Source organism: Pseudomonas salicis (assembly GCF_057128705.1).
Genome location: NZ_JBSKHU010000009.1, coordinates 175889 through 195298, shown reverse-complemented (window position 1 = coordinate 195298; position 19410 = coordinate 175889). Strand labels below are relative to the sequence as shown.

The following is a 19410-nucleotide window of genomic DNA, read 5'->3' as shown; positions in this document are numbered from 1 at the left end:
TCCCCCTCCCATAACAATAATGAGTGCCAACCTGACCATGATGACCGCAACGCAACCCCCTAGATCACGTACCTCAAAATTTGGTGCGATCGTGAGAGTCACGAGTGGTAATTTCCTAGAGCAGTTCGACTTCTTCCTGTTCGGTTTTTACGCCACGTATATCTCACAAACCTTTTTCCCCGCCAGTAGCGAATTTGCATCGCTGATGATGACTTTCGCCGTTTTCGGTTCAGGCTTTTTGATGCGCCCGCTCGGTGCAATCGTCCTGGGTGCGTACATCGACAAGGTTGGCCGCCGCAAAGGGCTGATCGTCACTCTGTCGATCATGGCGTGCGGTACCGTGCTGATAGCTTTGGTGCCTAGCTATGCCAGCATAGGCGTCGCGGCACCGATCCTGGTGCTCTTAGGCCGCTTGCTGCAGGGCTTTTCGGCGGGCGCCGAACTAGGCGGTGTCTCGGTCTATCTGGCAGAGATTGCTACACCTGGCCGAACTGGCTTCTACACCAGCTGGCAATCGGCAAGCCAACAGATCGCGATCATTTTGGCGGCGGCGCTTGGCTACGCTATCAATGCCCATCTTGAGGCAACTGAAATTGCCGCATGGGGCTGGCGGATTCCCTTCTTCATCGGCTGTGTGATTATCCCGTTCATCTTTATGATTCGACGGTCGTTGCAGGAGACCGAAGCGTTCAAGTCACGATCACATCATCCGAGTGCAGCAGAAGTCTTTCGCTCCATGCGCGACAATTGGCGCACAGTCCTGGCTGGCGGGCTGCTTGCATCGATGACAACCACCACGTTTTACCTTATCACCGTGTACACGCCAACGTTCGGCAGGTCGGTACTGCACCTGAGTACCACCGACAGCCTGGTCGTTACGCTGTTCGTCGGCTTAACCAATTTCATCTGGTTGCCGATTGGCGGCGCCTTATCCGATCGAATCGGCCGTCGCCCGCTGCTGCTCGCAGTTTCATTGCTGTGCATTTTTACAGCCTACCCGGCGATGCACTGGCTTGCAGCAGCTGCGAGTTTCGAACGACTGCTGGTGGTTTTGCTGTACTTCTCGTTCTTTTTTGGCGTGTACAACGGTGCGATGGTGGCGGCGCTTACCGAGGTGATGCCGCAAGAAGTGAGGGTTGTGGGGTTTTCGTTGGCGTTCAGTCTCGCGACAGCAGTGTTCGGTGGCTTCACCCCGGCTATGTCGACCTTTTTGGTCCAAGCAACCGGTGACAAAGCCTCTCCCGCCTTTTGGCTTATGTTCGCCGCGCTATGCGGATTGTCAGCAACGATTGTGCTGTATCGGCAACCGCGCAACATTGCGCTGAGTGCGGGATAAAGGCCGCTAGGACGATACTTAGCGTGTCGGTGGAATTGCGCATGACTCTCTAAGGACCAACTCCGTCGGTATCTGAATACGGGTACCGTCGGGCTGCTGTTCGCCGTTCAACTGGCGCAACAACAAACGCGCAGCCTCACGCCCCAATGTGCTCGCGTCATAGCGAATCACGGTGATTGCCGGCGTTGCCAGTTGCGCAAGCTCGCTGTCATTGGAGGCAATCAGCGAGATGTCGTTAGGGATCGAGAGCCCTTTCATGCGAATGGCGGGCAAGACCCCCGCCAGCAGGTGCATACCCAGGGCGATAATCGCTGTAGGCGGTTCGTTCAAGTTGAGCAGCATCTGTGTTTCGCGAAACGCGTAGTCCTTGTCGAAGCTATCCAGCTTCAACAGCTGCGGGTCGATACTGACTCCCGCGCGCTCATGGGCCAATTCCAAGCCACGCAAGCGGTCACGAGCCACTCGATTACCCTTCCCGCCCGAGATCATTGCAATGCGTCTATGGCCCAGACTCAACAGGTACTCAGCCGCTCGACGGGCCCCATCCAGGTGGTCAGCCCCGACCGCGTTGACCGGCGCTTGCAGCTCACGCTCAAGCAACACTACAGGCAGGCCGCTGGCTTTAAGCGTACGCAACACCTCAGAGTTGCTTTCATCCTCCACCGAGAATATAAGGGCGTCAGCGCTGCGGCGCTTGAGCAAATCCAGCAGCGCGATCTCACGTTCAGCACTGCCATTGCTGCTGGCAACCATGAGAATGTAGCCATGTTCGCTGAGCACGTCCTCCGCCCCCTTGACCATGGCAGCATAGAGCGGGTTGCGGATGTCCGAGAAGATGAACCCGATCATCCGCGCTGAAATACCGCGCATGCTTTGTGCGGCAACGCTAGGCGTCCACCCCAGCTCATCGATCGCCACCAGAACGCGCGCCCGCACCTCCTCGGCAACAGTAGGAACACCATTCACTACGCGTGAGACAGTGGCTATCGCCACGCCAGCAGCGCGAGCCACGTCGTGTACCGTCACGCGCTTGGCGGGTGAGTTTTCCGGTTTATTTGATCGAGTCATGGATATGCCTGTATTGATCCCACCAAAAAATGCACGGGGTCAAAAGGCCCGTTGAAGCAATTGTCGGAAGTCTGCCTGGGTGGTGTGTCGCGGATTCCAGCGATTGTAATCTGCTTGCAAACACTGTTGCGCCATTTCATCGAAATCAGCCTCATCTGCCCCCAGATCCCGCAAACGGGAAGGAATTCCCAGATCGCTGCATAGCTCATCGATTGCGTGAACGGCCTCTTTTGCTGCGTCCAGCGTAGACATACCTTGAACAGGGCGGCCCATCGCCGCCGCGATTCGAGCGAACTTTTCTGGATTGGCAAGCATGTTGAACCGCGCGACATGGGGAAGGCACACGGCGTTGGAAAGACCATGCGACAAATGCAAAGACGCACCGATGAAGCGCGCCATGCAATGGACATTGCCCAATCCGGTTTGACCGAATGTGATCCCCGCCAGAGCCGAGCCGTACAGCATGTTGGAAGCTGCCGCCGAGTTTTCTCGATTGGACACAAACTGGCGAATGTTGCCTGCGATCAATTCGATGGCTTGCAGATTTATCGCGTCGGTAAAAGCGTTTGCCTGTCGGGAAATGAATGACTCAAATGCATGCACAAAAGCGTCCATGCCCGAGTGAGCTGCCACATGGCCAGGGACAGTTCGCACAGCGAGCGGATCAAGGATGGCGACCACCGCTGGGTTGAGAGCCGCGTGACGGATCGACATTTTGCGCTGGCTCTCGGTGTCGGTAATCACACAGGAACCGGAAACCTCTGAGCCAGTACCTGCCGTAGTCGGGATAACAATCAATGGCAACGGTGCGATGGTGAACTTCTCGATGCCCTCGTAATCATGAATTCGTCCACCATTGGTGGCCAGGATCCCTACCGCCTTGGCGACATCGATGGTGCTGCCGCCGCCTATTGCCAGCAACAAGGTTGCGCCTTGCGCCGAGCACACCTCAAAAGCCTTGCCCACTGTATTCGCGCTGGGATCCGGCTCAATCTCGGTATAGGTCATATACGACACGCCGAGCTCGTCGAGCAGCGCACGAATCCGGGCAAAAAAATCGCTTGTGACCAGCGCGGCATCCAGTGCGATAAATACCTGCTGCGCACCGTACTGTCTGATCACATCCGCGAGTTTCTGATGCGATCCCGAGCCCAGATACAACCTGGTCGGGCAGAAAAACGATGAAATTGTCATGGCTATGAGTCCCGCTGAATAGGCTTAAGGATTGAAGATAACCAAGCGCTCTTCGGTCATTTCGCGCATCGCGTAGAAAGGTCCTTCCTTGCCGAAGCCACTGTCTTTTACTCCGCCAAATGGCATCACGTCGGACCTTGCGCTGGACGTTTCATTGATCTGTACGGTGCCAAACCGCAAAGTGCTCGCAGCCTTTAGAGCGCGATCCAGATTCTTGGTGAATATGCCTGCTGAGAGGCCATAAGGCGTGTCGTTGGCACTCTGAATCGCTTGGTCGAAATCGTCGAAGGGATGGATAACCAGCAATGGTGCAAACGCCTCCTGACACCAGACTCGGACGTCCACTGGCACATCGGTGAGAATCGCCGGATCGATGACCGAACCCCTGCGGGTTCCACCGCAAAGCACCCGTGCGCCATTCGCCTCGGCTTCCTGTATCCATGCTTCGGCGCGTATTGCCGAGGCCTCTGTGATCAACGGACCGACTTTGGTCGCCGGGTCTCGAGGGTCACCCGCTTGTAGCGTGGCGGCAAAGGTCACCAGTCGCTCGGACACTTCGCTGACGATCGATCGCTCCACGTACAGGCGCTGTACGGACGTACAAACTTGCCCCGCTTTGCGCAGACCTGCATTGGCGATTTTAGGAATCGCCTGATCCAGATCGGCATCTGCGCAGACCAGCGTGCTGGCAATACTTCCGAGCTCCATCTGGGTCCGACGCAAGCCCGCCGCTTGCTGGATGATCCGCCCGACACGCGTGCTACCAGTGAATGTATAAAAAGCGATGCTTTGCTCTTCAAGCAGCCAGGCGCCAACCGTATCGCCCTCCCCTTGCAAGATCGATAGGTAGGCCGTGGGCATTCCTGCCTCCAGCAGAACTTCGCCCAACAACGCACTGGTCAGGGGCGTGAATGCCGACGGTTTGAGCACTACAGGGTTACCAGCGGCATATGCTGGTCCCACTTTGTGCAGCACAGTGTTGAGCGGCGCGTTAAAAGGCGTAATTGCACACACCACACCAATCGGAAAACGCTGGGTGAACCCCATACGCTTGTGCGCACCTGGACTCGCAGCGAAAGGCACTATCTCGCCGGTTAGACGTGTGGCCTCCTCAGCACAAAGCGCTAAGGTGATTTTCGCCCGGTCGAGTTCGCCGTTTGCATCAGTAATGGTGAAACCGGCTTCACTGACCATGATCTGGACAAAGCGCTCTCGCTGACGCTCTAACCCATCAGCAGCAAGTCGCAACGTCTGACCGCGATCATGAGGTGCGGGTGGTCCCTGAAGAAACGCCTGGTGCGCAATACGCACGGCCAATGTGACCTCGTCGCGGCTGGCCTCTGAAACATTAGCAATCGTCTGCCCGTTGAATTTATCTTTCACTTCGAATTGGTGGCCGGAGTCGCGCCAAGTGCCGTCGATCAGTGATCCTGTCGGCGGTAACTGGAGAGTAAGCTGCTTGGAATCTGTCATCGAGAAAATCCTGTTCATGATCGTGAAGTCAGACCCGCGAAGGCATCAGCGGAATCTGAGCCAAGGGTTCGGCGTCAAGACGGATCGCGATACCTTTGGAAGGTGCTGACCATTCGGGAAACAGTTGCATCACCTGCGGGTCATGACCCGCGATGATGTGTTGGGGAGAGTCCGCTAACGCCTCGATGGTGCCAAAGGCATCCAGATACTCCTGGACGTCGACTACCACTGGAAACGGGTTGCCCTTAGTCGCATTCGCGTAGTAGTGCATGGCATCCGACGCAAGCACGACATAGCCGCGACGAGTACGCACCCGTACCACCTGCAGACCTGGGGTGTGCCCCCCCACGTGATGAGCGCTGATGCCCGGTGCGATCTGACGCTCACCATGGTTGAACTCCACGCGTCCGCCATACAGGGCCTTGATCACGCTGCAAATCTGCTCCACATCGTAAGGCCGTCGGAGGAGCGGATGGCACATGCCGCATCCCGTTGCATGGGCAAGCTCGCTTTTGTGAATGTGGAGCCTCGCGGCAGGAAATTTATCGAGGTTGCCCATGTGATCCCAATGCATGTGGGTCACCACCAGATCCGAGACATGGGCAGGATCGATACCTAACTCAGCCAGAGCGCCTGCCGGGCAGCGTAGAAACTCATGCCCCCGACGGGTGCACGTGGCCTCATCTGATCCACTGTCAATCAGCACCACCCGCTCCTTGGACACCGCCGCCCAGACAAAGAAATCCATCGGCATTGGGCCGTCATGCAAATCATGGTGGGCTAAAAAGTTTTCGCGAGCGCCACGGCGTTGGTTTGTGGCGTACTTGATGGCTACGAGCTCATAGACGTCACCGCTACCTGCACCCAGGTCGTCCAGCGTTGTCATAGGTATTCCTCCGAAAGAGCAGCTTCACGTATCTGTGCAGCCGTGCCGCTGCGGGTGATCACCCCACCGCGCATAACATAGCCACGCGTGGCGAGTTTCAGCGCCGGGACAGCCATCTGTTCGGTCATCAGAATCGTTGCACCCTGCGCTTGAAACTGGCGTACAGCGTCACTGATCTGAGCAATCCAGACCGGTGCCAACCCTAGAAAAGGCTCGTCGAGCAGTAGCAGCGCAGGCTTGGAACTCATGGCACGTGCGATCGCTACAATCTGTTGTTGGCCACCGCTCAATTGGCCAGCAGGCTGCTGGGCTCGCTCGGCCAACATGGGGAACAGTTTGCTGAGCCAGTGATAGACCTCGCGCTGCTTGGCCGCAGAAACAAGCGAGGCGCCAGACAGCACGTTGTCGCGTACGGACATGGCGGGAAACACTCTCCGGCCCTCTGGTGAATAACCGATGCCTTGCCGGGCACGTCGATCGCAGGACAATGCATCCAATGTCACCCCAGCCAGACGAATACTGCCCTTGGCTTGGGGAACCAGACCAATCACGGCATTGATCAGGCTGGACTTTCCAGCCCCATTCGCTCCAACCAGCAGAACTGTTTCTCCTCGCTCGACCTGAATTGACAGGTCGCGGAACGCTGTAATGCCGCCGTAGCGAACATGGAGGTTTTCGATGGTCAGCATGGACTGCCCTCCTCTTCGGATGTCCCCAGATAGGCCTCAATAACGTCCTTACGCTTGAGCACTTCCTCAGGAGCGCCCTCTGCCAACAAACGGCCGCCGTCTAGCACCAGCAATCTCGTGCAAAGACGCTTGACCAAATCCATGTCGTGTTCGACCAGCAGCACGCCGCAACCCAACTGGTCGACGGCCTCCCGCACAAACGTGTCGATACGACCGCGCTCGCTACCCTCAAGGCCTGCAGCTGGCTCGTCGAGTAACAGCACTCGTGGGCTAGCAGTAAAAGTCAGCAAAAGACCGAGCATCTTCTGCTGCCCGTAGGGCAGTTTGTCAGCCGGTAGATGAAGTCGATCACGTAGATCGAATCGATCAATTAAAGCCTCCATCCGGCCGGCGGCCATCGAGTGCCGATTACCGCTGAAGGTAATCGCCCGGGCGATGTTTTCACCCACTGTTGCGCATTTGAAGGTTTTGGTTTGCTGGAAACTACGAATCAACCCCTGCTGCGCGCGTGCATGAAGTGGCAACGCGGTGACCTCACGCTCGGCCAGTTTGATGTGGCCGGCGCTCGGCGGCAGCTGGCCAGAGATCACGTTGATCAATGTGGTCTTGCCCGCACCATTGGGTCCGATAACGCCAAGCACCTCGCCCGGAGCGATTGAAAAACTGATGTTGTCGAACACCTTGATGCCGCCGAATCGCTTGCAGATGCTCTCGACCCGCAGTACTGGGGCACCTGCAGGCTCCAAAGTGGACCCTGCGACTGTTGAAGATGGATTCATGGCATCACCTCAATGGCTGAACGGGCACAGATTTATTGCGCGCCGAGCGATTCGCTGAACACGTTTTGGTAATCAGCCCATGCACCAGCCCCATAATTCCGCCCTTGGCCACCAAGACCACAAAGATCAGCAGCAAGCCAAACAGACCTTGGGAGTACTCGCCTTGGAAACTGAACACATTCGAGGCCCAGATCAGCAAAGAACTGCCCACCAGCGACCCCAGGATTGAGGCCTTTCCACCCACAATGGCGTAAGCGATGTAATTCACCGAAGAGATGGCTGAGAACGAACTGGGGTGAGCTGTCAGCAACATGTTGACCAACGCGAAACCACCCAGGCCCGCCACGCCCGCAGCCACGCAGAAGCCCAGCACCTTGTAGCGCCAGACCACCAGTCCTAGGCTCTGAGCCAGGATCGGCTCTTCCTCGATGGCCGCAAAATGCTGACGGTAGCGCCGCGTCACGATCACCGTGATGGCGCCACATGCCAAAGCCAACGCGATGGCGAGAAACAGTACGGAACGGTTGTCTTCCAACAGAACGCCGAAGAACGACGGTGCGGGCAGCCCTGCGAGACCATTCGAGCCACCGGTCAACGATGGGGTTTCAAACAGCAGCAACGGCACTATCTCAGCCACCACGAAGGTAACCAGGACGAAGTAGACACCCTTTAGACGAAGCACCATCCAACCCAAGGGTAACGCCAAGAGTGCCGGCACCAGAAAGCTCAATACTGCGAGCAAAACAGTGTCAATAATTCCAAATCGCAGGCTCGCAATCGCGGCGCAATAACCTCCGGCAGCCATGAAAGCGGGCACTGCGAAACTCATGAGATCCATACGCATCATGATGTAAACGCTCATGGCACCCATGATGCCAATCATGATCTGAGTCGCCAGCGACAACGTCGCAGGGCTAGTGCTAAGGAGTGGAATCGCGAAACAGGCGGTAAGTATCAGCAAACAGATCAGCTCGGCGCCGCCGACACGTTGGATCAAACGGGAGATTTTCATTTCAAGCCCCCCGCACTTCACGGCCGAACAAGCCCGAGGGCTTAATCACCAGAATGATCAGCACCACGACGAACAACGAGAGCGCCCCCATTGAGCCACCGAGGTACACCGCCGAATACGCTTCGACCAAGCCGACGATGAATGCGGCGGCTGTTGCGCCACCGATGCTGCCCAGACCGCCGAGAATCACCACCAGAAACGATGTCGCCAGAACCGGGTCGCCGACCTGTGGCGCAAGGGACAATATCGGTGTTACGAGCGCCCCGGTCAGGCCAGCCAGTCCGGTCGCCAAGGCAAACGCCAAGGGAAAGAGGAGTTTGACCCGCATACCCTGCGCCATAGCCACTGGACGGTCCTGTGCCATCGCCCGCAGCGAGCGACCGAATCGAGTCCGATAAATCATCCAGTAAGTGGCTCCGATGGTCACCACACAGGCGCAGAGCACGATCAGGTTTTCCACCGGGATGAAAAACGGGCCGGCGCGCAGCGCACCGGTCAACGGGAATCGGTACTCGACAGAGTCCGGGCCAAACATCACCAGTACCCCGCTGCTGATCGCCATGTACAACCCCAAGGTGAGAATCAGGGATGACAACGGATCTTCGATGACTCGCTCAAGTAGCCAACGCTCGAACAGATAGCCAGCAAGTGCGGTACCCGCAACAGCGATCAACACGGCGACAGGATAAGGAACGCCGAGATAATGCACGCTGCTGTAGGCGATGTAGCCACCCAACAGATAGAACCCGCCATGAGCGAAATTGACAACGCCCAGGATTCCAAAGATGAGGGTGAAGCCCAGAGCCAAGAGCGCATATTGCGCTCCCAGCGAAAGGCCTATCAGCCCCGTAGAGATAATGTCATTCATACCAACGCTCCCGCTTAGAGACCCGCAGCCACTTCAATACGCTGCACGGGCTGCTGCTTACCCTTGACGATTAAACCGACACCGAAGGGGAAGGAGACCTCTTGATTGATCTTGAAGACGTCCTGACCGGTCCATAGCCCTTTTCCGAGGTTGGGGTCTTCGACCGGCAACTCGCGTAAGGCTTGCGCCACCTTCTTGGTGTCCTCGGCAGTACCGGCCTTGGTAATGGCCTTCAAGACCAGCCGCGCGGTCGCTGTGTATTGGTAGAAGAAATTATTTTCGGGGGCATCGGCCTTGAGCAGCGCCTTGTAGCGCGTGGCAATCTCACGCACCTTTTCGTCGATCACCACTGGCTCATACCAATAGAAGTCCCCCAGCGCTTCGAGCCCTCCGGCGGCGCGTACAATCTCTTCAGTCCCCGGACCACCAAGACGGCCTACGGCGCCGGTGAATCCGGCTTGGCGCAGCTGGCGTATCAAGGTTCCGGCATCACCCGGCGGCGTGGACGCTGTATCAACAGCATCCGGTTTGGCGATCATGATGCGCGTGACGATCGGGGCAAAGTTGGTAGTCCCCCTTTGGTAATACTCTTGCTGCGCTTTGATGCCGTTTTTTTCGTAGACCTGAGCATCGACACTTGCGACATCAGTACCCGCTTGGTCATTCGGCGCAATCAGCAGAACCGTACTGATATTGAATGTTGTCTTGGCGACCTTGACGATCGGGTCGGCCCAAGTGCCGGGGCCTGGCCCTAGATGAAACACCATCGGCCATTGAGGGCCAATGGCGTCTTTGGCAAAGCTGTTGCTCATCATCAGCAAGCCATTGCGGGTCGCGATGGGTTTCATGCCAGTGACCTCAGGCGAACCGATCGGCCCGATCATGAAGCGCACGCCTTGGCTGACAAGGTTGTTGCCGGCAGCGGCTGCGCCCTCAGCGGTGTACTTGCTGTCAACTGCCACAACGCTTACCTGACATTTGCTACCGCCGACCTCCAGGCCGCCATCGGCATTAGCCTCAGCGGCCACGAAATCAGCAGCCCCTTTAATGGCTTGTCCCCACTGCGCCGCAGGCCCAGACAACGGGCCGACCGTGCCAAGTTTGACCTCGCAGGCGAAGGATGAAAAACACGTGAATAGCAGCGCGGTGGCCGCAAGAGGACGGGACGGAAATCCGAGAATGTTCATGCGCTTCTCCTAGCGTTTTGTTGTTTTGAGAAAACGTTTTCTCATAATCATCAAACCACCAGGCTGTGTCAACACACCCAATCGGAGAGCAGAAAAAATTAACTTTTCATAAATTTAACTGTTATTAATCAAATGCTTACCTATATATATTATTAACAGTCTGATTTGGTGAAACGATTAATCAGAGAAAAATAAAAAATCAAATCTCGAGATTCTCCCCACATCTTAGAAATCGTTTTCTCCGAAAATTCTAAGCTTTTCATATGCCTAGCTTTCCGAAGCTGACCGCGAGAGGAACACCTTTAGCAAAAGTTAAGACCCCCCTCGTTTTTGAGCCTATCGGTCTGATTATCTGCATCCCTACAGTGCTATGGAAAACGTCGCCGAAATCAGGGGAAGCCACCCTCTTCCCTGCACCTACAACAAAAAAAGGCTCGCAGAATGACTTCGTTGCTTTTCACCGAATTTCAGTTGCGCAACCTGACGCTGAGCAACCGAATCGTTGTCTCGCCGATGGCGCAATACTCAGCGGACGAGAATGGCGTACTGCAGGACTGGCATCTGATGCACGTTGGCAACCTGCTGATTTCGGGCGCCGGATTGGTGATCATGGAGGCGACAGCAGTTGAGCCCGAAGGACGCGTAAGCCCAAACTGCTTGGGGCTTTGGGACGACACACAGGCCCACGCCCTCAAACGGTTGACTGCGTTTCGAGACCACCACAAGGGAGCCAAGCTCGGCATTCAGCTTGCTCACGCGGGGAGAAAAGCATCGGTGTCCGTTCCCTGGAAAGGACAACTGCCACTGACGTCGGAGCAAGGAGGATGGGGTCTGATATCCCCCTCGGCTCTTGCCTATCCGGGTAGACCAACACCGAAAATGCTCACGCGTGATCACATGCGCGCGCTCTTGAAATCGTATGCTGGGGCTGCAAAAAGGTGCGAGGCAGCAGGCTTTGACCTAATCGAGTTGCATTGCGCACATGGTTACCTGCTGCACTCGTTCCTCTCACCACTATCCAATACCCGAACAGATGGATATGGGGGAAGCGACGAGGCCCGCATGGCATATCCGCTGGAAGTGTTTAGCGCAGTCCGAGAGGCGTGGCCAGCCGACAAACCGTTGGGGGTGAGAATCTCTGCAACGGACTGGATTGAACACGGCTGGTCGCCAGAACACTCCGTTGCGTTTGCACAGGCCCTAAAAAGCCGCGGATGCGACTACATCGCCGCTTCGAGCGGCGGTATTTTGCCTACCCAGAAGATACCTGTAGGACCTGGTTACCAAATGCCACTCGCCGAGAAGATTCAGCTGAATGCGCACCTACCCAGCATCGCTGTAGGGCTTATCAACTCAGCACACGCCGCAGAACAAATTCTGCAGGAAGGCCAAGCGAGCCTCATTGCACTCGGTCGCGGGATGACTTACGACCCACGCTGGGCATGGCACGCCGCAGCTGAGCTGAATGAATCCATGAATTACCCGCCACAATATGCCCGAAGTCACCCTTCAATGCGCTCTGGCGACCCGCTCAAGGCACTGAGAAAGGAGAACTGAGTCTAGGCCGTATGAGCTCCCTCGAACCGGAGCGTCTGAGCGTCTGTATGAACCCTGGTCTCAGACACGTTGCGTCCGACCCGCACTTACGAGTCCATGTGCTGACACTGGATTTCGCTGCCTTTGACCGTGTTGAACACGCAAAACCCAGCTCATCCAGACCTCTCCCTTTTGACAAGAATGCTGTCAACAAGGGAAACGCCCGTCCGCAAGGCTTAACGGTACCCGACCTGGGATATTGATAGTGCTCATCCACCGTATTGATGCACTGCAACTCAAGGGCGCTGATAGCATCGGGCGATGTTTATCAATCGGTAACTGAACCCGAACAGGCTCGGCGTCAAGCCGAAACACCGGCGTGGCTTCAGACCATTCAGCTTCAGATTACTCCACAAAAAACTCCCAAACCTTCTGACGCCTAAGGGCAGCAGATAACCGGCCATTCGCGATTCGCGCCGACGAGAGGCACCCCACATTCGCTTACCGGCGAGCTCTTCAATTTGCCTGCGAGGAAAAAAACTTGATGATCCGACGTGATTTCATAAAAACCGGCATGACGGCTGCGCTGCTTGCAACCACGGTAGGGCAGGCACTTGCCAGCACCGCGAAACTGAAGGGAATCACCCCCTTTCATATCAACGTGCCCCAGTCGACGCTGGACCGCATCCACAAACGCGTAGCGGATGCCCAGATCTCCTCACCACTCGGCACCAATGGCTGGGAGCAAGGTGTGGATGCTTCCTATATGAGTGGGTTACGTGAGCACTGGCTGCAGGGCTACAACTGGCGTAATGCAGAAAGAGCACTCAACCGCCACCCGCAGTTCACTGCCCAAGTCGACAATCTGTTGCTCGACTTTTACCACGTACCCGGGAAAGTCCCTGCGGGTAGTCCACCAGCCAAGCCGGTTATGATCATTCATGGATGGCCGTACTCCAGATTTTCCTTAGTCGATGTAATCGACCGACTCACTGACCCCGCCCGCTTTGGTGGTGACCCTCGAACAGCACTGACGGTGGTTGCCCCATCTCTGCCAGGCCACGGCTTTGCGAGCAAACCCATCGTAGCGCTTACCCCAACACAGATCGCCGCTCACTATCAACAGCTCATGACCCAAGTGCTTGGGTATGAAAAGTTCGGCCTTCAAGGAGGTGATCATGGGCACGTCCTGGCCACGTATCTAGCGCATGACTTTCCGGAGAATGTCACCGGACTGCATCTGAACATGGTACCGACACCTCCGGTACCGCTGTCAGAGCAGCCCCCCGATGTCGCAGCTTGGACAACCGAGAAGGACGCGTTCATAGCTAAGGCTTTCGCATATTTCTGGCTTCAGTCCGGAAAACCTGCCGCCTTGGCCTATGGTTTGGCGGATAGTCCGATCGGGCTAGCTGCCTGGTTTACCGACAAGTTCCACGCTTGGGCAGATCTGGACAGCACTGCGGGCGATCTGAATAAGGCACTCGGTGACGAAAAGGACGCAAAACTGGGCCTCAACAGGGTGCTCACGGAAGTCATGGTGTATCTCGTAAGCGATTCCGTGGCGTCCAGCATCTGGTTCTACCAAGCGTTCAGGCAACCCGGCGGCTCGCCGTTTTTCCCAGGTGGCCGCATCACAGCTCCGACGGCGGCTTACCTGCCTGATAGGGAATTTGTAAACGGCCGCCCTCCCCGCGCATTCGCCGAACGCTTCTTCAACATCGTTCGCTGGACCGAAGTCCGCCAGGGAGCGCATTTCCCGTTCTGGGAAACGCCTGAGACGTTCGCTAGCGATATCACGGCGTTTTTCAAGACCACTTCTTGAGCCAATGGTGCTTGGCGCGCACCCGTTGCGCGCAAGGTACCAGGTCATGCCGTCAGAGCTTGAACCTGCCAACCAGAACATTGAATGACGCAGCCATCCCTGCTAGCTGCTGACTCGAAGCACCTGTCCGGGTAGCGCCGACGGAAGTCTCCTCCGATAGGCTGCGAATGTTCACCAGATTACGATCAACCTCACGGGCCACCTGAGCCTGCTGCTCCGAAGCGGCTGCTATGAGCAGATTTCGCTCGTTAATTTGAAACACTGTACTGGTGATCTGCTCCAGCGCCAGGCCTGCCAAGCGCGCCTTGTCCTGAGTAGATGCTGCCGTACCCAGGCTCTTGCGCATAGCCGCAACCGCGCCATCGGCCTCCGCTATGACAGAGCCAATCATGCTTTCTATCTGCAGCGTTGACGCTTGAGTTCTGTGAGCAAGAGCTCTGACCTCATCGGCCACCACGGCAAATCCGCGACCTTGCGCCCCTGCGCGGGCAGCCTCGATCGCGGCGTTCAGGGCGAGCAGGTTAGTCTGCTCTGCGATGGTCCGTATCACATTCAAAACGGAACTAATCCCTCGGACTCGCCCCGCCAGCTCGGTTACCACAACATCCGATTGAACGAGGTCGCCTTGCATAATATCGATCCCCGCGACCACTCGATGAACTTGGCTGCGTCCATCTTCTGCTTCGCTGGCAGCACTGCGAGAAGCTTCTGATGTCGACACTGCGTTAGACGCCACCTCTTCAACGGCCGCCGTCATCTGATTGACAGCTGTAGCAGCCTGCTCGATTTCTCCATTTTGACGGGCCAAACCCATAGTGCTTTTTTCGGTGACCTGCATGAGCTCTTCTGCTGCGGTGACCAGACGCCTCGCTTCGTCTGCAATTTTTAGAAGGGTATCCCTTAGATTGCTCTGCATGTTCCCCAGTGCTTTTAGCAACTGACCCGCCTCGTCAGTGCCCGACGCAACCACCGAATGAGTCAGATCGCCATTCGCGATTCGCTCAGCACTCAATACCGCAGCACGAAGCGGGCTAGTAATCATGCGGGTGATAAAAATACCGATCATCAACGCGACCGAAAACGCGATGGTGACGCCAATAACGAGCCTGATGAATACGCTCCGCTCCAGCTCATGCGCCAGAGCTGCGCCATCCTTGATCTGCTCATTGTTGGCCTCAACCATGACCCGTAGCGTGTCCCTGATTGCCCGAAATGCACTGGCGTTGCGATCATCCAACAACGACATCGCCCGGTCGTATTCCCCCGCTCGAATCAGCGACATGACTTCGGTGGAGCTTGCGACGTACTCCGGCCAGAGCTGGGCAACTTTGATCACGCTGGCTTCGGCAACGCCCTCATGGAGCTCGCCAAGACTAGATAACGCCCGCTCGGTGGCCCCCTTGCTGTACTCCAACTCGGTTCTCAAACGTTGCGTTTCCCCCTGCGTGGCGCCCCCGCGCTCAGCACTAAGCAACCGGTACAAGCCGCGGTTGTGGGATGCGACGCCGCCCAGCGCCTCGGCAACACCTGACACCGCGACGAGATTCTGGGAAAAGATTTTCGAGAGCATGTCAGTTAAACGCGCCGTACCGGTCATACCCACCAAGCCCACTGACAACGTGATGAAGGCGCACAACAAAAAAGCTGTGAGCAATTTGGTAGAAAACTTAAAGCGCGCGAATAGGTTCACCGAATTCATCCCCTTGATTGACAGCGGTCATGTTCAGAAAAGCGTTCAAAAATCGGCAGGTAGCGAATGGCTGTTAACGAGAAAGTTCGTCCTTGCTGATCGCGATGTATGAAGTCTGTACGCCGCAGGCCTCATCGCCAAAGAGTGTGTTCGCGGATCAACAATGTGGAGCGCTTAAGGCTAATGATCAAAATAGCCATGGCCCGAGGAGACTGAGTTTCAACTTGCCAGCCCACGCCCGCATCTCTGATGCCCGCCGTGTCAGATGCCCGAAGCACAATACTGCCCAGCCCTGCAGGGCATACCTTGAGTCGGTAGCATGACGCCAGTCAGTGACACGGCGTCGTCGACCTCAAAACCCAGGGACTGAATCCGCTGCGCCTTGATGCTTATTGAAAATGGATCTCAGCCGAGTCGGAAGCACGCTAGTCGTACACAGCAGAGCACTAGAGCTCCGTTTTTATGGCGGTTAAGAATCTACGGATAATGGGTTCGTTGCGGGTATAGAGAACGTTTTGCCCCACCCTATCTACAAGCAACAACCCGGCTCCGGTCAGTATTCTCAAGTGCACTGAAACCGTCGACTGTGAGACATCACAGCGCCTCACGATCTCCCCTGCAGGGACCCCCCCCTTTCTTGAACGAATGGCATCAGGAAAGTACTGATTAGGCTTCTTCAACCACATCAAGACTTGCCGACGCGTCGAATTAGCAAGTGCTTTGTGAATGATATCGTTTGATACATTTAAGTCTTCTGCCACTGAACGCCCCCCGTCCTACACAAAAAATCAATCGCCTCAAAAGGCGTGCTATGTAACACGGGGGAGGGAAAATGTTTATTTCCAAAGCGATAATTGTGATTTACATAACTTGTAGCTAGTCGCTCCACCCTCAGACTGGCAACATCCAACACGTCGCTGGTTAACACCTTTGCAGCGACGATTAATTTACGGCCGCAGTGGCAACATCCTGCGGTCTTTTTTTCAACGAAGCGCCAGGTTAATGGATGCTGCCCGGCGGGTTTGTTGATCAAACAGTTCGACAGTTGCAAAACTGTTATGAGTAAAGTGATTTGTGTATGTGGGACAAAGCGGACCATCAAGACGATCGCACACTGGCACTAACGCTCACTCAGTTTGAACGCATCGCTCAAGCGCTGGCCGCACCGCGGCGATATCAGTTATTAAAAGAAATCGGTGCTGCACAGGGTCCATGTTCCTGCTCAACCTTGCTGGAGAATCATTCCATCAGCGCGCCGACTCTTTCGCACCACATCAAAGAGCTTGAACGAGCCGAGCTGATTTTTTACATCCGCGAAGGGAAATTTAAAAGTCTTACGCTGAGACGAGACGTGCTTCGAGCGTATATAACGCAGCTGTCCGAAATATAAGTCAAGCCCACCGCCTCGCCTATTCCAATAAATACATTCGAACCTCAATTCGTTACTGCCTTGATTGAGCCTACTCAAACGTCTGACTTTTTTAAACAACAGTTCGACAGTGATCGAACTGTCTAACTTGAGCGCCGGTAGATTGCTGACTCGCTTAGAAATCAGCATCACCGGAACCTCCCACCCTAGATTCAGGTAACCGCTATGCCACTTGCATTATTGATACTGACCTTGAGCGCATTCGCGATCGGGACTACAGAATTTGTGATTATGGGGCTGTTGCCGGATGTCGCGCGCAGCCTCTCGGTGTCTATCCCTGGCGCAGGCTGGCTCGTTACGGGCTACGCGCTAGGCGTGGCGATCGGTGGGCCGATCATGGCGCTTTTGACGGCATCCATGAAACGCAAAAACGCCCTGATACTGCTGATGACAATATTCATCTTGGGCAACGTATTCTGTGCGGTAGCCGCCAACTACGGGTATCTGATGCTCGCAAGGGTGCTCACCGCACTCTGCCAGGGGGCCTTCTACGGTATAGGCGCTGTTGTTGCTGCCAGCCTGGTCGCCGACAGCAAGAAAGGCCAAGCGGTCGCTATGATGTTCACTGGCCTAACACTGGCGAATGTTCTGGGCGTGCCACTGGGCACCGCTTTGGGCCAGTACGCAAGTTGGCGCGCTCCCTTCTGGGCGATCGCTATTCTGGGGGTTATCACGTTGATCGGGTTGTGGCGTGTGTTGCCCAATGGCGCTGACGAAGAAAAAGTCGACTTCGCCAGTGAAATCAAGGCGCTTAACAACGCAGGAATCTGGGTGGCGCTCCTGACCACCGTAGTGTTCAACACCTCGATGTTCGCAATGTTCACCTACATCGCTCCAATGCTTGAGGATGTAACGAAAATCTCAGCCCAGGGCGTCACGTTGAGCCTGCTGTCTATCGGAGTCGGGCTGACCATTGGTAACACCGTCGGCGGTCGACTGGCGGATTGGCGTTTGGGGACTGCGCTTACCGGAATAGCGTTGGCACTGGCAGTGGTAAGTTCGGCAGTGACCTATACCATGCCGTCGTTGATACCCGTTGAGATCAACCTCTTCTTGTGGGCTGTCGTGACATTCGCATCTATTCCAGGGCTGCAAATCAACGTTATGAATTTCGGAAGCAAGGCGCCCAACCTGGTCGCCACTCTGAACATCGGTGCGTTCAATGTCGGTAATGCACTAGGTGCCTGGATCGGTGGCATGGTGATCAGCGCAGGCCTTGGATTACAAGCTGTCCCTCTCGTTGCCGCAGCCGTCGCAGTGCTTGCAGCATTTGTTGTCCGGCTGTCACAGCGCTACTCGCAGAAACACATACTCGGCGTTCCAGCCGCAGCCTAAACTGCCTACAGGGCGCTGCCCGGCGGGCAGCGCTTTCGAAATTTGCTTTGGTGAGCATGACGCCGCCGCTTGGAGATCGACGACATGAATTTGATCGAAGCCATGACTATTTTTGAGAAGGTCGTCGAAACAGGCAGCTTCTCTGGGGCCGCCGAAGCATTGCAATTGCACAAACCCTACATCACCAGGGCGATCCAGCAGTTGGAAAACACCTTGGAAGTCAGACTTATACATCGCTCAACGCGGAAGATGAGTCTGACCAGTGAAGGGCTAGCCTTCCATCAGCGCTGCCGCCAGGCACTCGAAGTCGTTTCCGATACGTTTGGAATGTTTTCGACAGCAGAAGAGACCCCTAAGGGGAAATTGCGAGTTGAGCTTCCCGTATCACTCGCCAAGATGCTCATCATTCCGGCGTTGACCGAGTTTAAAACCCTCTACCCCGATATTGAGCTCGTCGTCGGTATCAGTGACCAGATGGTGGACATCATTCAGGAGGGCATCGACTGCGCAGTGCGTGTAGGAGGACTCAAGGACTCAGCGCTTGTGGCACGGAAGGTGGGGACGGTTTCCATGATCGCCTGCGCCTCGCCGCTTTACATCGAGAAACGGGGCAGACCCGAGCGACTGAAGGACCTTCACCAACACCTAGCTATCAACTTCTTCTCCGGTCCAAACAGAAAAACAATGGATTGGGTGTTCATCCAGGGTACAGACGAACAGACGGTCCGCCTGAAGAACAGCATTCTGGTCAACGATTGCGAAGCCGCATTGTCCGCCGGCTTGGCAGGAATGGGCATTTTCCAGGGGCTCCATTTCTCGGTTAAGGGTTTGCTGGAAGCAGGACGATTAGTGAAAATTCTGCCTACTCATAACTTGGAGAAAAAGCCGGTTTGGGCAATGTACGCGCATAAACAAAACCTTGCTCCCAAAGTCCGCGTCTTTATCGAATGGCTGGTTCAACTGTTCAAAACAGAAGGCTACGCCGGGGAAGGCATTGAAGTGAGCGATAAGACAGGCGTCGCGGACAGCTAACTTGTTTCGCGCGCTGTAAATCTAAATTATAAATAATGGAACAATCTCCTCATCGGGCTTTTCCCTTGTGC

The 19410-nt window shown here is 55.8% G+C and carries 17 protein-coding genes and 1 pseudogene; 6 read left to right on the top strand and 12 right to left on the bottom strand.

The annotated features are described in order from the left end of the window. The first annotated feature begins 37 nt into the window (after window positions 1–37). On the top strand, window positions 38–1336 hold the full coding sequence (tcuC, locus tag ACWKWE_RS27725; protein ID WP_483852365.1) for a tricarballylate/proton symporter TcuC: 1299 nt from the start codon (window positions 38–40) through the stop codon (window positions 1334–1336). A gap of 18 nt (window positions 1337–1354) precedes the next feature. Here the strand turns inward: tcuC and ACWKWE_RS27720 are convergent, their stop codons facing one another. Genes ACWKWE_RS27720 through ACWKWE_RS27680 form a run of 9 tightly spaced genes read right to left on the bottom strand, consistent with a single transcriptional unit; the run spans window position 1355 to window position 10492 of the window. Next, window positions 1355–2404 (bottom strand): LacI family DNA-binding transcriptional regulator, encoded by a 1050-nt coding sequence (locus ACWKWE_RS27720; RefSeq protein ID WP_483852316.1) that lies wholly within the window; start codon window positions 2402–2404, stop codon window positions 1355–1357. 39 nt (window positions 2405–2443) lie between these two features. Then, complete coding sequence (locus ACWKWE_RS27715; RefSeq protein WP_483852315.1) at window positions 2444–3598, bottom strand: iron-containing alcohol dehydrogenase; 1155 nt, start codon at window positions 3596–3598, stop codon at window positions 2444–2446. A 24-nt stretch (window positions 3599–3622) separates the two neighbouring features. Continuing rightward, a complete protein-coding gene (locus ACWKWE_RS27710) occupies window positions 3623–5071 on the bottom strand; it encodes an aldehyde dehydrogenase family protein (protein WP_483852314.1) in 1449 nt (482 codons plus the stop codon). 28 nt (window positions 5072–5099) lie between these two features. Further along, window positions 5100–5957, bottom strand: coding sequence for an N-acyl homoserine lactonase family protein (locus ACWKWE_RS27705; protein ID WP_483852313.1), 858 nt, complete (start codon window positions 5955–5957; stop codon window positions 5100–5102). Next, complete coding sequence (locus tag ACWKWE_RS27700) at window positions 5954–6646, bottom strand: ABC transporter ATP-binding protein (RefSeq protein ID WP_483852312.1); 693 nt, start codon at window positions 6644–6646, stop codon at window positions 5954–5956. The genes ACWKWE_RS27705 and ACWKWE_RS27700 overlap by 4 nt, the downstream gene beginning before the upstream one ends. Next, window positions 6640–7425, bottom strand: coding sequence for an ABC transporter ATP-binding protein (locus ACWKWE_RS27695; protein WP_483852311.1), 786 nt, complete (start codon window positions 7423–7425; stop codon window positions 6640–6642). The genes ACWKWE_RS27700 and ACWKWE_RS27695 overlap by 7 nt, the downstream gene beginning before the upstream one ends. A 4-nt stretch (window positions 7426–7429) precedes the next feature. Then, entirely contained in the window at window positions 7430–8437 is a 1008-nt protein-coding gene (locus ACWKWE_RS27690) for a branched-chain amino acid ABC transporter permease (RefSeq protein ID WP_483852310.1), read from the bottom strand. Window position 8438: 1 nt separating this feature from the next. Further along, on the bottom strand, window positions 8439–9305 hold the full coding sequence (locus ACWKWE_RS27685; protein ID WP_483852309.1) for a branched-chain amino acid ABC transporter permease: 867 nt from the start codon (window positions 9303–9305) through the stop codon (window positions 8439–8441). A gap of 14 nt (window positions 9306–9319) precedes the next feature. Then, window positions 9320–10492: an ABC transporter substrate-binding protein gene (locus ACWKWE_RS27680; protein ID WP_483852308.1), complete on the bottom strand. Its 1173-nt coding sequence runs from the start codon at window positions 10490–10492 to the stop codon at window positions 9320–9322. 441 nt (window positions 10493–10933) lie between these two features. On the opposite strand from ACWKWE_RS27680, the gene ACWKWE_RS27675 reads away from it, so the two are divergent. Both ACWKWE_RS27675 and ACWKWE_RS27670 read left to right on the top strand, forming a co-directional pair. Continuing rightward, the gene (locus ACWKWE_RS27675) at window positions 10934–12049 is read left to right on the top strand and encodes an NADH:flavin oxidoreductase/NADH oxidase (RefSeq protein ID WP_483852307.1); all 1116 of its coding nucleotides are present in this window, start codon (window positions 10934–10936) and stop codon (window positions 12047–12049) included. Window positions 12050–12572: 523 nt separating this feature from the next. Further along, window positions 12573–13853 carry an epoxide hydrolase family protein gene (locus tag ACWKWE_RS27670; protein ID WP_483852306.1) on the top strand — a complete coding sequence of 427 codons (1281 nt, stop codon included), beginning with the start codon at window positions 12573–12575 and terminating at the stop codon, window positions 13851–13853. A gap of 52 nt (window positions 13854–13905) precedes the next feature. Here the strand turns inward: ACWKWE_RS27670 and ACWKWE_RS27665 are convergent, their stop codons facing one another. From ACWKWE_RS27665 to ACWKWE_RS27655, 3 genes and pseudogenes are all read right to left on the bottom strand, one after another. Then, window positions 13906–14667 (bottom strand): methyl-accepting chemotaxis protein, encoded by a 762-nt coding sequence (locus ACWKWE_RS27665; protein ID WP_483852364.1) that lies wholly within the window; start codon window positions 14665–14667, stop codon window positions 13906–13908. Window positions 14668–14760: 93 nt separating this feature from the next. Further along, window positions 14761–15552: pseudogene (locus tag ACWKWE_RS27660) on the bottom strand (MCP four helix bundle domain-containing protein); the annotation flags it as partial. Window positions 15553–15989: 437 nt separating this feature from the next. Continuing rightward, a complete protein-coding gene (locus ACWKWE_RS27655) occupies window positions 15990–16304 on the bottom strand; it encodes an ArsR/SmtB family transcription factor (protein ID WP_483852305.1) in 315 nt (104 codons plus the stop codon). Between the two features lie 317 nt (window positions 16305–16621). Between ACWKWE_RS27655 and ACWKWE_RS27650 the strand changes: the two genes are divergently transcribed. The 3 genes from ACWKWE_RS27650 (at window position 16622) to ACWKWE_RS27640 (ending at window position 19339) form a co-directional block, all read left to right on the top strand. Continuing rightward, on the top strand, window positions 16622–16933 hold the full coding sequence (locus ACWKWE_RS27650) for an ArsR/SmtB family transcription factor (RefSeq protein WP_483852304.1): 312 nt from the start codon (window positions 16622–16624) through the stop codon (window positions 16931–16933). A gap of 204 nt (window positions 16934–17137) precedes the next feature. Further along, window positions 17138–18307 carry an MFS transporter gene (locus tag ACWKWE_RS27645; protein ID WP_483852303.1) on the top strand — a complete coding sequence of 390 codons (1170 nt, stop codon included), beginning with the start codon at window positions 17138–17140 and terminating at the stop codon, window positions 18305–18307. A gap of 84 nt (window positions 18308–18391) precedes the next feature. Then, window positions 18392–19339, top strand: a complete 948-nt coding sequence (locus tag ACWKWE_RS27640; protein WP_483852302.1) for a LysR family transcriptional regulator — start codon at window positions 18392–18394, stop codon at window positions 19337–19339. The last annotated feature ends 71 nt before the right edge of the window (window positions 19340–19410 follow it).